Source organism: Fulvivirga sp. M361 (genome assembly GCF_007097395.1).
GTDB lineage: Bacteria > Bacteroidota > Bacteroidia > Cytophagales > Cyclobacteriaceae > Fulvivirga.
Map to the genome: position 1 here is coordinate 553251 of NZ_VKDC01000006.1, position 15477 is coordinate 568727.

Annotated in this window: 10 protein-coding genes; all 10 read left to right on the forward strand. The window is 40.3% G+C overall.

Annotated features, from left to right (window positions below; genetic code table 11):
* Nucleotides 1-207 precede the first annotated feature (207 nt).
* The 10 genes from FNH22_RS09160 to hemW all read left to right on the forward strand — a co-directional run bounded on the left by FNH22_RS09160 (nucleotide 208) and on the right by hemW (nucleotide 15444).
* Entirely contained in the window at nucleotides 208-2631 is a 2424-nt protein-coding gene (locus FNH22_RS09160; RefSeq protein ID WP_143398054.1) for an ABC transporter permease, read from the forward strand.
* Between the two features lie 762 nt (nucleotides 2632-3393).
* Complete coding sequence (locus tag FNH22_RS09165; protein WP_143398055.1) at nucleotides 3394-3897, forward strand: UpxY family transcription antiterminator; 504 nt, start codon at nucleotides 3394-3396, stop codon at nucleotides 3895-3897.
* 92 nt (nucleotides 3898-3989) lie between these two features.
* Nucleotides 3990-6377 (forward strand): ABC transporter permease, encoded by a 2388-nt coding sequence (locus FNH22_RS09170; RefSeq protein ID WP_143398056.1) that lies wholly within the window; start codon nucleotides 3990-3992, stop codon nucleotides 6375-6377.
* A gap of 258 nt (nucleotides 6378-6635) precedes the next feature.
* Nucleotides 6636-7118, forward strand: a complete 483-nt coding sequence (locus FNH22_RS09175) for a hypothetical protein (protein WP_143398057.1) — start codon at nucleotides 6636-6638, stop codon at nucleotides 7116-7118.
* Nucleotides 7115-8509 carry an AMP-binding protein gene (locus tag FNH22_RS09180; RefSeq protein ID WP_143398058.1) on the forward strand — a complete coding sequence of 465 codons (1395 nt, stop codon included), beginning with the start codon at nucleotides 7115-7117 and terminating at the stop codon, nucleotides 8507-8509. Before FNH22_RS09175 ends, FNH22_RS09180 begins: the two co-directional genes overlap by 4 nt.
* A 57-nt stretch (nucleotides 8510-8566) precedes the next feature.
* Nucleotides 8567-8833 carry an acyl carrier protein gene (locus FNH22_RS09185; protein WP_143398059.1) on the forward strand — a complete coding sequence of 89 codons (267 nt, stop codon included), beginning with the start codon at nucleotides 8567-8569 and terminating at the stop codon, nucleotides 8831-8833.
* Nucleotides 8834-8865: 32 nt separating this feature from the next.
* Entirely contained in the window at nucleotides 8866-10077 is a 1212-nt protein-coding gene (locus FNH22_RS09190) for a glycosyltransferase (RefSeq protein ID WP_185154144.1), read from the forward strand.
* Between the two features lie 67 nt (nucleotides 10078-10144).
* Nucleotides 10145-13237 carry a non-ribosomal peptide synthetase gene (locus FNH22_RS09195; RefSeq protein WP_143398061.1) on the forward strand — a complete coding sequence of 1031 codons (3093 nt, stop codon included), beginning with the start codon at nucleotides 10145-10147 and terminating at the stop codon, nucleotides 13235-13237.
* Nucleotides 13238-13268: 31 nt separating this feature from the next.
* Nucleotides 13269-14018: a bifunctional 2-polyprenyl-6-hydroxyphenol methylase/3-demethylubiquinol 3-O-methyltransferase UbiG gene (locus FNH22_RS09200; RefSeq protein WP_143398062.1), complete on the forward strand. Its 750-nt coding sequence runs from the start codon at nucleotides 13269-13271 to the stop codon at nucleotides 14016-14018.
* A 64-nt stretch (nucleotides 14019-14082) separates the two neighbouring features.
* Nucleotides 14083-15444: a radical SAM family heme chaperone HemW gene (gene hemW, locus FNH22_RS09205; protein WP_185154145.1), complete on the forward strand. Its 1362-nt coding sequence runs from the start codon at nucleotides 14083-14085 to the stop codon at nucleotides 15442-15444.
* Nucleotides 15445-15477 lie beyond the last annotated feature (33 nt).

The window sequence follows — 15477 nt, forward strand, 5'->3', positions numbered from 1 at the left end:
TCCATCAGTTTATTCACAGGGCTTAGAACACTCAAAGTGCGATAGCCCTGATTTGAGTGATCACCTTGTCAAATAATACAGGAAAATTTAAATATGATCTATAACCTGTTTTGGATGAAAATTTAGCCCTATTTTTCTAATGATTTCTTAGAAATTGCCTGGGCAGACCTGGTTTGTCCAACGTTCACTATTCTTTTTCTGTCAGTTATGTTAAAACAATACTTCCTTACAACGTTCCGAGTATTATCCAGGAACAAGCTCGTTTCCACCATTAACCTTACCGGCCTGGCTTTGGGTCTTGCAGCATCCATTTTAATTGCAATGTATGTGAGTTTTGAACTCAGCTTTGACAAATTCCATAGTAATATTGATCAAATATACCGGGTGGAAAGTAATTTCTATGAAGGAGACGTACTCACCGACCAATGGGCAACCAGCTCCTTTGGATATGGCAAAGCCATGAAAGACAATATACCGGGTATCAAAAATTTCGCAAGAGTAGCATTAGACCAAACCGAACAGGTTGTTGGTTATAAAGATGAATTCTTCCGGGAAAATACCATCACATACGCTGACCCCGAGTACTTTACAATGTTTGATTTTAATCTCATTGAAGGCGACAGGTCTTCTATGCTCAAATCACCTAATACCGTGGTAGTCACTAAAAGCGCAGCAGAAAAACTCTTTCATGACAGGTCTGCCATAGGGGAGGTAATATCATTTAGTACATCCCGTGCCAAAAGGGAGTGTGAAATAACTGCGGTTATCGAGGATCTGCCTGAAAATTCTCATATTAAGTTTGATTATTTCATATCTTTCAACAGCCTGCCGGAATGGAAAAATAACTTTTGGTATTTACATGAAGTCTATACCTATGTGCTGCTTGAAAAAAATCAGTCTCCCAAAGGAATAGAGACCGCCTTCCCTGCATTGGCAGAAAAATTCAAAACACATGAAGCTTTAAAATCCAAGACCTGGGGTATTTCATTGGTTCCATTAACGGATATTCACCTTAGTCCATGGAAGCAATATGAAAGAGAAGTTAAAGGCAACAAGACGTCTCTGTATTCATTGTTGGCAGTTGCCGCTATTATTCTGATTATTGCATGGGGTAATTATATCAATATATCGATAGCAAGGTCTTATGAACGAACAAAGGAAATTGCCATCAGGAAGTTCAATGGCGCAGGTCGAAAAATGCTTTTTCAGCAATTTATCCTGGAGTCGGCAGTTGTCAATGTATTGGCGCTAATCCTGTCATTCGGGTTAGTTATAGTAGCATTGCCTTATTTTCGTTTGTTTACAGATTCACAATTGACCTTATCTCTGCTGGACGAAAAACTATTTTGGGTGACTTGTCTATCCGTTTTCATCTTTGGCGCTTTCACGTCCGGTTTTTATCCCGCCGTGGTGCTCTCTTCTTTCAAGCCGATCAATTCGATCAAAGGTCATGTTACAAGCCATAAGCATACATTTTCACCGGCGAAAGTTTTAATGGTCATCCAGTTTGCTATGTCATTATTCCTGATTACAGGGACAGTAATAGTATACCGGCAAATACAATTTATGCAAAACCAGTCTTTAGGCGTAAATGTGAATGAAAAGGTTGTGCTGAAATTCCCCGCTGCTACCGAAAACTTTGAGGAAAGGGTCAGGAGTTTTTCAGAAGACCTCAAAAGCAGGCACGAGGTAAAAAATGTAACATTGTCAGGTTCAGTGCCTGGCATGGAAGTAGCCAAATTTTTGTCAAATAAGCTGAGATCAGGTCGTTCTTCAGATCAAAATCGGTTGTATGAGATGTTAACAGTAGATTTTGATTATTTAAATACCTATCAAATACCCATGATTGCAGGGAGGAAATTTGATAAAAAATTTGGGAATGAATCGGATAAACTCATCGTCAATGAGTCATCATTAGAATTACTTGAAATAGCCGATCCTGAAGAGGCCATCGGTAAAGAGGTGATGCTCGAAGGCCAACCGGAACCTTTTAAAATTATTGGTGTGACTAAGAACTGGCATCAGAAAAGCCTGAGCAATGATTATACACCTATTATGTTTATTATGAATAGTGCTATCTCATGGATAAGGCCCGCCTATATTACAGTTGATTTTAAAGGAAACTCTTTTAAAGAGTTGGTCTCAGGCCTGGAACAGGATTGGGGAAAGTATTTCGAAAACTCCAGCTTCGATTATTTTTATGCGGATGATTTTTTTGATCGTCAATACAAAAGTGAGGAAAGCCATGGCGCCATATTAACACTTTTTACTATACTGGCCTTGTTTGTCTCATGCCTGGGTTTGTTTGCATTGACTTCTCATGCCGCAGACAGGAGAGTCAAAGAAATTGGAATAAGAAAGGTGCTGGGAGCCAGTATAGGTAGTATTATCATGATATTTTCTAAGGAAACAGTTTACCTGATCGTTATAGCAATTATTATTGCCGTTCCTGTTTCACTGTTTACCATGGATAATTGGTTAAATGATTATCCATTCCGGACTAAAATTGAATGGTACATTTATGGTCTTTCCATTGTAGTGTTAACGGTTATTTCTATGGCAACCGTTATTGGGCAAAGCTTAAAAGCTGCCAGGTCTAACCCGATAGATGCCTTGAAACAGGGAGGGTGATAGGTTAAACACGGATTCAATGAAACCATGTGATAGACAGATAATTTCTCTTAGACTAGTACTACTTTGTTAGACTCAATGTTTTAGTAATCAGTTTTTTTAGCTATAAAGTAAGCTTGTGGTACTTATTTAGTCCATAGTCTTGAGTCGTGAGTCATTAGTCTTGAGTTGGCTTTTTCATCTCCAAAACGGTCAATGCTATTTAGGGAAGTACAGGTTGCCGATGGTTTATTGTCGACTGCCGACTTTGGGAACGAGACCGAAAAGATAGTTTAACCTCCATTTGAGCATTGACACGACACTCGTATAACCTGAGAACGGTTCGTCAATAATATTGGGTTGATAATTTTCCGATAAATTTCATGTCTCATCGTAGATAGGCTGTAGAAACTATGACCATTATGTCAATTCGACGAATAACTTAAGAAAACTTAAATGTTGATTTGACTTTTAAAAATGAAACATCTATAATTATACTTATTTCATTTTGACTTAATGAAACATATCGCACGGTATAAAGTGTGATTTGAAGAGCGAAGCTGTAACTTTCTTGATACAATTCTTTTTGTAAGAGACTATAAACCAAGGCATTTTAAGTCAACTGATTCAATTAAAGAAAACCCCCAAACCTCCTAATATATAAGTTGCCCCGGTGTTTGACATATCTCGACATTTTGCGGTCAGGATTTGATTCCTTCGTTAGATTGAGATAAGGATAAACTTAGTATAACTTTTTAATAACCAACGTGAAACCCGAGTATCATGGATCAAATCCCCCAGAGATCTTGGTACGCTATATATACGCGTACCAATTTCGAAAAACGGCTGGTAAGTGATTTCAGCAAAAAGAACATCACTGCTTTTCTTCCGACAAGAAAAATCGTTCGCCAGTGGAGTGACCGTAAGAAGAAAATAGAGGTCCCATTGTTTCCAAATTACCTTTTCGTAAAAACGACGAAGCACTTTAAGTACGATATACTCAATACACAGGGTGTGGTGAAATTTCTGGAATACAATAATGAGATGGCCGTCATTCCGGAGCAGCAAATTAATGACCTGCGATTGACTTTATTAGGAAACCCGGAAGTCAGTAATAAGTACTTTAATCTTAAGGAAAATGTAACTGTGGTAAGTGGCCATCTAAAGGGACTCAGTGGAGTGCTGCTGGAAAAAAGAGGCCAATGCAGACTGGTAGTAAGGATTGATGTGGTTGACAAAACGCTTTTAGTGGATGTCTCAGCTAACATGCTTGCAAAAATCCCGTAACTCTAAACGTTGTCTTCGCTTTGAAAGGTATATAAACCAACGATTTGTTTTAGACCGTTGATTGTGGCAAATTATGATTCGAGTATCAGTATATGTTAAGTAACTATTTAAAGATCACATTAAGAAACCTGAATAAAAACAAGGCTTATACCTTCATTAATATCGGAGGGTTTGCAATAGGTATGTCGGTAACGATCTTGATGGGTATTTGGATATTGAATGAACTGTCTTTTAACAAGGTGCATACCCATTATGATCGGGTAGGCAGATTAATGCATCATGTCAATTTTAATGGGGAAAGAGTATCACTGATCTATATGCCTTATCAGATCGGGGAGGAGCTCGAAAACAAATATGGTAAGGATTTCGACCGTATTGTGATGTCCACCCTGGAGTCTGAACATGTACTTACCCATACAGACGACCGAAAATTCAAGATAGTGGGAAGTTTCATGGACGCAGATGCACCCGACTTACTTAGTCTTAAAATGATCAAGGGAAGCAAAGAAGGTTTACAGGATATTTCATCTGTCTTTCTGGCCGGATCTGTAGCTCATTCTATTTTTGGTGACACTGACCCGATGGGTAAATTTCTACAGATAAACAGTCAATTGAAAGTGCAGGTTACCGGTGTATATAAGGACTTTGATGATAATTCTGATTTTGAACGATTGAAATTCATCGCGCCCTGGCAGCTTTTTCTTAACAATGATGCTACAACAAAAAGCCATTCCAATCCCTGGCAGTACAACAATTTCCAAACCTTTATCCAGGTGTCGGAGAATTCAGACTTTGGAATAGTATCAGAGAAGATCGGAGGGTTGATCAATGAAAAACTTTCACCCGACGAAGCTGACTTATATCAAAAACAAGTATTTATCCACCCGATGAGCAAATGGCACCTTTACTCAGAGTTTAAAAATGGTTTGAATACAGGAGGTAGGATCCAATATATAAAGTTGTTTAGTACAATTGGTTTATTCGTTCTTTTGATGGCATGCATCAATTTCATGAATTTAAGTACAGCCCGATCAGAAAAACGAGCAAAAGAAGTGGGGATACGAAAAGCCATGGGGTCAGTAAAGTTCCAATTGGTATTTCAGTTTTTCCTTGAAGCCTTTTTCATTTCTTTTATAGCTTTTTTACTTGCTTTACCCATTGTATATTTTATTCTGCCTTTCTTTAATGAGATATCCGAGAAGAGCATGGAATTACCATGGTCTGACCTTTATTTTTGGGTAATTGGAGTTGTATTCAGTTTAGCCACCGGGATTGTGGCAGGAAGTTATCCTGCGTTCTATTTATCATCTTTTCAACCGGCCAGTGTGCTAAAGGGGGCTTTTAAGGCAGGCAAACGAACGTCTTTACCCAGGAAAGTACTTGTAGTACTCCAATTCACCATATCATTGGTGTTGATCATAGGAACGATTGTAGTATTCAGGCAAATACACTTTGCAAAGAGTAAACCTGTGGGGTATACCATGGATTATCTGATCACCTTTAATACCACGAATCAAATACACCAAACGTTTGACGCTTTCAGAAATGAATTGATCCGGACACAGGTGGTAGAAGAAGTAACCGAATCCGCTAATTCCACCACCGATTATTATGTCTCTGATGGTGCGATCGACTGGGAAGGCAAAGACCCTGATATGGCCTTGGAATTTCCCATCAATAATGTCACTCCCGAATACGGTAAAACCATAGGTTGGAAAATCATAGAAGGGCGAGATTTTTCGCGAGAATTTCCGTCAGATAAAATGGCATTTATTCTCAATGAGACTGCCGTTAAATTCATGGGATTGAAAGAACCCATCGGTTCAATTGTCGAATGGAGGGGCAGGCCTTTTCATGTGATAGGAGTGATTGAGGACATCGTTTTTGAATCTCCTTATCAGCCGGTCAGGCCTTCTATCTTTCAAATGACTGGCGACAGGTCGTATCTGATCACAGCGAGGATCAATCCTGAATACGGTAATACAGAGGCGTTGGCAAGGATAAAATCGGTTTTTCAAAAGTATGACCCTGCTGTCCCTTTCGATTTTCAGTTTGTCAACCAGGAATTCAATGAAAAATTCAAATACGAAGAACGTGTAGGAAAACTAGCTTCATTTTTTGCTGTCCTGGCTATTTTGATATCGTCACTGGGGATCTTCGGACTGGCGGCATTTATGGCAGAACAGCGGGTGAAAGAAATAGGTATCAGGAAAGTACTAGGGTCCTCCGTTTTCAATCTTTGGATGCTGCTATCAAAAGATTTTGCTTTGCTGGTTATTATGGCGCTTATCATCGCATTGCCACTGGCTTATTTTTTAATGAGCTCGTGGCTTCAAAACTATCATTACAGATCTGGCTTGCCCTTTTGGGTTTTCCTGGTTGCGGCAATAGGGGCTATGACCATTACGTTGCTGACCATCAGCTATCATTGTACAAAGGCTGCATTACTAAACCCGATAAAGTCCTTGAGGTCTGAATAGATCAAAACACTAAATCTTGAGCCATACATTTCAGGAGATTATTTCTCCTAAATGGTTTTCCTGAAAGTTTAATTTCAATACTGCCCAAGTATACAGGTTGTCAGCTGAGTAAACGCCGAGGACCTGTCAGCGCTTATTTAAGATCAATGGATTGGATCCGGCCAGTATTCCATGCTGGTCCAGGACGGTTAAAATGACGTCTCGTTCGATCCGGTTAAAGACAAAAGATATTATACACCACTTTGAAAATATAAGGCTATGCTGAATAATGACCTCACGGTTCTGATTGACAAATTTCTGGAACTGCAAAGTTCTACCACTTTCTTTTTAGAAGAAACGTGCGGAGGGAAGATACATTCATCCATACAGTTGCAGTATGAAACACAGCAATCAGGAAGTACTTTGATCAACCGGGCCGTAAAACTTTATTTTAACTCTCCGGCAATGCCTATTTTGTTTTGCAAAAGCTTCCTGGTGAAAGAAAAAATGACCCCGCAGGAATACAATGCGATTGCTTTCGATGAATTACCCATAGGGAGGATATTCCATGCTTATAACCCTACGGAATCCATAATGAAACAACATTTTCGCACTGAAAAATATAGTAGCAATAGTATTGCGAAAGAGTTGAATGTCAGTAGTAATAAGATATATGATAAGCAATATGACTATTGGGTGGATAACAGAAAGATAGGGGTGATCCACGAATATTTTAACGAGGAATCTCTGGGAAGAATATGAAGCCTGTGAAAGATTGGTTTGCCAGGTTGGTTAAATCGGATGGAATCATCGGGAATGGACATTTTATGGTCCGTTACGAAGACCTTCCTGCTATTTTCAGGTATTGGGACAATACATATGTATTTAATACCAAACGGTGTATTGGATTATCGCTGGGGAATGATCCTCTTTCCGTTGTGGTCCTGATTTATTTCATATATAAAAAGATCAATGGTTATATCTCTTCTGAGATACTGGCAGATAAGTTTCCTGCTTTCTGTGACCAGATCTTAACCCTACCTGATCACCTCAAAGAATGGCGCCCGGATCAGTTACAGCTTCAGTTGCATGACAATCCGGGTTGGAAAACTTTGAAACCAGGAAGGGCGATAAAAGAGTTTTCAGGAATGATCTTATCATCGTCAGGCACTACCGGAAAAGCTAAATATATTTACTTCAAACATGAAGACCTTCTCAGAAATGCGTTGAATGTGGTGGACAGGTTCGGATTCAGTCGAGGTCAGCGACTATTTATTACAGTGCCTGTTACTCACATGTTTGGACTTGGGGTAGGAGTACTTCCGGCTGTTCTGGCCAGTGCCAATATATTTTTAACAGGCAAAGCCAACATTATCAAATTTCTGGAAGGCCACAGTGTTTTTACTCCTCATTTCACCCTGGTCTCCCCGGCCTTGTGTCGTATGGCCATAACACTTAAAAAGAAGGTTCATTCCCGAAGCCTTTACATCAGCGCAGGTGAACGATTGGATACAAGATCTTATGAAGCCTTTGAAGACCAGTTTGGGGAATTGGTCAATTTATACGGCAGCAGTGAGCTAGGAGCGATAGCTACTTCGCCGGAAGGAGATAACAATAAAAAAGAACGATGGGAGGGTGCCTTAACACCATTGCAAGGTATTGATATCCAATTGGATAAACGTTATGGAGAAATACTTTGCCATCATCCGGCATCCTTCACTGCTTACCTCGATGAAGAGGGTTGCCGGATGGAAAGGTCAGAATGGCATCTTACCAAAGACGTTGGCAAAGACTGTGAAGCCAATGCCTTCAAAGTTTCAGGCCGGATCGATCATTGCGTCAATCGATCGGGATTTTTGATATCGCTTGATGAGATCGAATCGAAATTAAAAGGGCTTTTTCCCGAGATCTCCGGTCTGATTGTATTCGAGAGACCCGGTGATCAAAATTCAGGCGCCGAAATAATAGCTGTTTACGAAAAGAGCGATGCCGGTGGTCCGTCGGAAGAAGAAATAAAGTTGCGTTCAGGAAAAAACCTGAATAAGCACCTGGTGCCCGATGCAGTATACCTGGTGCCGGAGATAAAAAAACTGTCAAGCGGTAAACCTGACCGCAACTACATGAAACAGCACATAACTGAGCTTGCCGGATAACGGCATACCTGCGTGAGTTGACCAATTACAAAATTAAACCTTATAAATTATTACGTTATGGAAGAGACTAAAAAGAAGATCAAAGACATCATTGTAAAGGATTTGGAGCTAAGCATCAGGGAATCTGATATTAATGATGAAGTGTCACTGTATGATGGTGGTATAGGCCTTGATTCAATTGCCATCATTAACCTGATCGTAGAACTTGAAAACCAGTTTGGAATAAGCTTTGACGAAGCGGAGATCAACGCGAAGTTGTTCAGCAACATTAACACATTAGCGGAATTCATCCAGACTAAAACCAATTCAGACGTACTTAAATAAACCCGATTTAATGGTCACCAGCCCCCCTGATGATGCCAAAAAAAATTCTATTTTTTAGTTTACCTTCTGTTAGTGTAGACAAAACCCTGACGCCTGTTATAGACCAATTGGCCTTAAAAGGGTATGATGTCGTACATTATAATACGGAAGACTTTGCCCCGAATACAAGTCATTATTTTAAGTTTAAATCTTATCCTACCGTTTTTACCGGTCATTATTCTGATAAGATCAATGAACAAACATCGTATTTTGACTTCGGAGAGATATTGATCAATGCGGCAGCCAGTATAATGCCTTATTTGGTACACGAGGTTGAACAAGAAGAACCTGATGTAATCATTCATTCACATTTAGCGGTTTGGGGTAAACTACTTGCCAGGCACTGCCAGGTCCCAAACATTACGTTATACACCACATTCATCCTGGACCAGCGCATTATGCTGCCTTTTTTCAGGGAGATCTACGACGGTAACCTGCAGGAAGGTAAACATGTCAAAGAGGCCATTGGATTTTTGAAAAAGAGTAAGTCATTATATAAAGCATTGGGACTAAGACTAAGGCCTGACATGTGGGACGTTTATATTAACAAAGGGGAATTGAACCTGTCGTTTATCCTGGAAGCTTTCCAACCGGAAAGAACACTTTTCGGCCCGGAATTCCACTTCCTGGGTTATCCGACTCAAAAAATGAAATCCATTGGCAAAAAAGAGTTGGTCTATATTTCAATGGGTACTATCGTCAGCCAAGAGTTACAGTTTTTTCGAAGTTGTATTGATCTTTTTAGCAACAAGGATGTCAGAGTAATTATCTCCGTTGGGTCCCGGGCATTACTGTCATACTTTGGTGATGTTCCGGATCATATTCAACTTGTACCATTTGTTGAACAGCAAAAGGTCCTGAAAGAAGCTAAACTGTTTATTACCCGGGGAGGAATGGCTAGTGTTCATGAAGCTGTTTATACGTTGACGCCTATGGTCGTGATCCCGGTCATCCCGGAACAGAAAATGACTGCCAGGAACATAGGTGAATTGGGTATAGGAGTGTGTATAGAAGAACGAAAAGCAACTACTTCCGAACTGCAAAGGGCTGTTGATCATATTCTCAATAACTACGAGCGGTTTACGGATAATCTTTCACAGCTTTTTAGCACAATTCCTGAAACCCAGGCTACTGTGAAGGCTTGCCAGGAGATCACCCATTACCTTGAAAAAAATAAGACCCGGGCACCAGAGGTACTTCAGTGACCCATGGGTATACCTTGCTTGAAAAGATACGTTCATGCAAATTTTTTAACAAGCCACATGAAACAAAGTGAAAAAGAACCAAACACTTGTAGACCTGTTTGTTGAGCAAGCCAGGCATGCGCCTCATGCAATAGCCATTCATGATGATGGCGATCAAATGACCTATGGGGAATTAAATAAATTATCTAACAATCTGGCGTATATACTTTTAAGTCAAGGTGTTTTGCCTGGCGAAGTGGTGCCCGTTTTGGAAAGCTCAGGCATAAACATATTGATCGCTATAATTGGGATACTGAAATCAGGAGCTGCTTTTGCACCGGTAGATATGGAATACCCTCCTGGCAGAATAAAACACATCATTGAAGACTGCTCACCCCGATGGATCATAGCATCTGAAAGTGATCTTGCTGTAAAAATGCCGGGTCATTACCTGATAGTGAATATTAATTCACTGAAAACAGAAACAGATGAAGAAGCATTGATTTCGATCAACTGTTCTGACCACGGCTCTTTAGCCTATGTGATCTATACCTCCGGTTCAACCGGCCAACCCAAAGGAGTAATGGTCGGTCATGCCCAAATATGTGCTTATACCTTCGCAGTGTATGAACGTATGGCGCTGGAGCACTGTAACAGTTATGCATTATTAGGTTCATTTTCTGCCGATGCTGCGTACACCGCCGTGTTTTGTGCCTTATGTTTTGGTAAGGCGCTACATGTCTTAGGCGTCAAAAATATCCGGTCTTTCCAGGTACTGATAGATTATTTCAACTGCCATACCATCGACTGCTACAAGATCACACCTTCTTTGTTACATTTTTTCATTCAAAATAATGGTCATCGTGCTATACTGCCCAGGCTCAGGCTGATCGTTGGAGGTGAAGCATGTCCGATGGCCCTGGCCAGACAGGTGAGGGGTTTACTTCCCCAAAGTTGTAAATTCTATAATCATTATGGCCCTACAGAAACAACGGTAGGGGTAATTGTATATGAATTCCCTCCAACCGTTTCACAATACCCAGAGGTTGTTCCCCTGGGAAGACCTTTATCCTGTGTTTCCTGTTGGATACTTGATCAGGACCTTAATGTTTGTGAGAGTGATCAGGAGGGAGAGCTATACATTGAAGGAGCGCTGGTGGCCCTGGGTTATTGGAATAAAAAAGCCTTAACACATGAAAAATTTGTTAATCTCACCCTGAAAGGTAAAAGCAGGCGACTCTACCGAACAGGCGACATCGTGAGACGTTGGGCAGATGATACCATAGAGTATCTCGGGCGTACAGATGACCAGGTTAAGATCAACGGAAGAAGGATAGAACTTAAGGAAATAGAACATGAAATTAACCGGGACCCGTTCGTCTGTCAGAGCATTGTCATGCTTAAAGAAGTGAAGAAAGGGGTTAAACATCTGGTAGGATATGTTCAACCCCAAAAAGGGTTTGACAAAGAAAGGCTCTTAAGTCAATTAAAAGGCCTGTTCCCCAACTATATGGTTCCAACACAATGGGTAGAGATAGAGGACTGGCCATTGACATTTAACAATAAAATAGACAAGAAGTCCCTTCCATTACCAGCCGCAAGCAATGAAAAGATCCCTTTGCCGGTAACCGAACAGGATAAAGAACTTTTTGAAATCTGGTGTCATGCCTTACCAGCACCTTCTGATGACATGGAGAGGAGTTTTTTTGCATTAGGAGGCGATTCCATCGCATTAATGAAGTTGAAGTATCGTGTGCATGAAGCGCTCAATGTAGAACTGTCACCGGCTGATCTTTTTGAAGGTTTGACATTCACAAAACTTAAAGGCACTATAACAGAACGGTTGAATAAAGGGGAGGAGACCTGTCAAAAAAAAGACCAGTTTAAATTGGATGAAAGAAGGGTTACTAACGCTCAAAAGAATCTGTTTATACAAAGCAAATTAAATCCCTCGGTCCCTTTTCCCCACGCATTTCTGACCTATGAGATTATAGGTGACCTGGACTTGATGATATTGACCCGAAGTTTGAATAAAATCATACATCATCATGAAAGTTTACGGTCTTCCTATTACCTGGAGAAGAAAGAGGTGTGTCGGAAACTGCATACGGATGTTTTGATACAGGTTCAAACCATTGAGGCGGAAACAGATGATCCGGATCATGAGCTTTCAAAGATCTCAAAGGCTTTCCGGCTGGACGAACCTCCACTTCTGAGGGTTACCATACTCTCACTTTCGAATGGGCGCAGTTATCTCCATTTTGAAATGCCTCATATCAACTCTGATGGAGAATCTATGAAAGTTATCATGGAACAGCTTGAATTGCACTTCAATAATGGCTCACTTCCATTTGCTGATTACCAGTTTGCCGACTTTAAAAAAGCCAGACAGTATTATTTTAATTCACCCCAGTATATGCTGGATAAAAAGTACTGGGAAAAAGTTCTTGCTGAAAGTCTGGTTGCTCCGTTACGGAAAAATGATTCAGTGAGTAGTCACTCCAGGTTTGAAGGCGCTCATTTTGTTATGGAGCTTTCTGATGCTATTCGTTTGAAAGTGTCTGAAGTGGCTGATGGAAAGGGGATTACATTATTTCAGTATTGCCTTATGGCTTTTAGCTTGCTGATCCATAGACTCACTGGTGCGGAAGATATCATTATCCTGTTACCGGTCCACAACAGACTTGACCGGCATACCGAAAAGATCGTCGGGCTCATTTCTAACGTATTGCCTGTAAGATTCACGATTGACACTGCCACGTCCCTTGATGCATGGAAAGCACAATGTATAAGCAGCATTACGCAGGCTTTAAAGCATCAGCAATTTCCATTTGAAAATAACCTGGAAATCTGGATGCACCATAACAGGAGTATTAAAGAGCTTCAGGGTTTTTTCTTCGGGTATCATCGTCAGCGGGAAGCGTATCGTCTGTGTAGTACGTTATTGAGACTTGTTCACCCTTTAAGGTCCCATGAAGACTTGCCATTATCTATGGCCATCACTGAAACTGATTCGAACCTGGTCCTGAGGCTCTCTTCTAATAAATGTTATTACACTTATGAGGAATTGAGAGAGTGGTCAACGGTATACACGGCAATTTTACATCAATTACAGGACAATGACCATCAAAAGAACCTTGAGACATTAGTTGTGCCGGAGTTGAGAACTGCATTCACCTAAATACTTATTAAAATTTAAAAACAAGCACATTATGGAAACCACATCATGGTACGAAAGAGAAGAGGACTGGCTATTGAAACGTTCGATCATTTTTAATAAAAACCTGGTACGGCTTACGTTCATAGAAATTGATCGTTTGTTGAAACTAATGGGAGATCTGTCATCTACGAAAATGGTATTGGACCTGTGTTGTGGAATAGGCAGGCACTCTATTGAGTTTGCACGTCATGGGTTTGAGGTTACCGGAGTTGATATCACACAACCTTATCTGGACATTGCCAAAGAAAAAGCAGATAAAGAAGGGTTGGATATTCAGTTCATTCATAGTGACATGAAAGAGTTCTGCGAACCCGGGTCGTTCGACCTTATTGCCAATTTATGTACTTCGTTTGGATACTTTGATGATATTAATGATGATATACAAGTGTTGAGGAATATCTATTCCTCATTAGCCCCTAATGGCAAATTTGTGATTGAGTTATTAGGAAAAGAAGTGATCGCTTCAACACTCAAAAAGGTAGAAGAATTAGAGTATGAGGGGTATAAAGTAGTAGCTACCAGTAGAATATTGGAAGACTGGAGCCGTCTGGAATGTAAAAGGCACATTACAAAAGATGGTATGGAAGAAGAGATCGTGGCCTACCACCGATTGTACTCTGCCTCAGAATTGAAAGGTTATCTTGAAGGTATCGGATTCAGGAATATAAAGGTATATGGAAACTTTGCCGGAGCTCCTTATGACGATACAGCCAAATCAATGATCATGATCAGCGAAAAATGACCTCTTTCAATGGATGTCAACCCCCTTTCAAAATTACCCATTTGAACACCCGAAATATAAGACCATGGACAAAGCAATAAATAATGTAGTACAACCATCTGTTAAAAGTCTTGAAGACCTGACGTTATTCATTAATGATTCCAGTGAACAACCCACAAGGGAAGAGTTCTATACGAATTACCCGTTTTACAAATACTGGAACAGTGACAGCAATGAAAAATTACTGAACCCCGAAGGGTTAAGCATCTATATCCATATTCCATTCTGCATTCAAATATGTGATTATTGTTTTTATAATAAAGAGCTTATCAAATCTAAGGAACAGGTAAACGAGTATGTTGATTTCCTGTGCCGTGAAATAAAAATGGTGAGTGAAAAATACGGGTTAAAAACCCGCAAGGTCAATGCCATATACATGGGGGGAGGAACACCTTCCGTTCTGACAGAAAAACAATTTGAACAACTCACAGCTACATTGTATGAGCACCACAATGTGGATCCGGACAACCTGGAATTTACCGTTGAGGCAGAACCGGGTACCTTTAGCAAGTCCAAATTAGAACAGTACAAGGCCAATGGCGTGAACAGGATAAGTATGGGGGTTCAATCCTTTGATGATGAGATCATTAAGCTAAGTAGCAGAAAACATACAGCAGCTAAAGCGATCCAGTCCATACAGAGTGTTCATGAGATAGGAGGGTTCAACATCAATATTGATCTGCTAAGCGGACTGGCTGGAGAAACCATGGAAACCTGGGAAAAATCCCTTGATACTGCATTGGGTCAAAGTATAAACCTACTTACCATTTATAAAATGAAGACCTATGCCAACACTAATTTCTTTATGAAAGGTGTTCATACGAAAGAAATAGAGTTGCCTTCAGAGTCCAGGGAAGTGGAGTTCATGACCTTTGCATTGGACAAGTTGCTGGCAGAGGATTACCAGATGTGGAGCACATTTGCTTTCAGTAAAGACCATTCAAAAAGCGGGTACATCGAGCACACATGGCGTGGCCAGGACATGGTGGCCTATGGAGTATCTTCATTTGGTAAATTAGGCAATATCAACTACCAGAATCTCAATACCACACACCTGTACTATGAAAGGATCAAAAACGATCAACTTCCCATTTTCAGGTCTTTTGATTTATCCTTTAAAGACTTGATCGTTAAAGAACTGCTTTTGTGCGCTGCCAGGCTTTTCTCCTATACAAAGCAGGAGTTTATCCATAAGTTCGGATTTGACTACTTCGATCTTATTCCGGAAGCCATCTCTCAACTGACGCTGAAAGGATACATTGAAGACAGGACTGATGAATTGGTACTTACAAAGCAGGGCATACTCTTTGGCGATTTTGTTTCCAAAGTCATTGCTGACAGCGTCAAAAATGTATTCGCAAAAGACAAAATAGGTTACACCTATTAAGCGCTTTAGAATCATCTGTTACCCATAAATTAC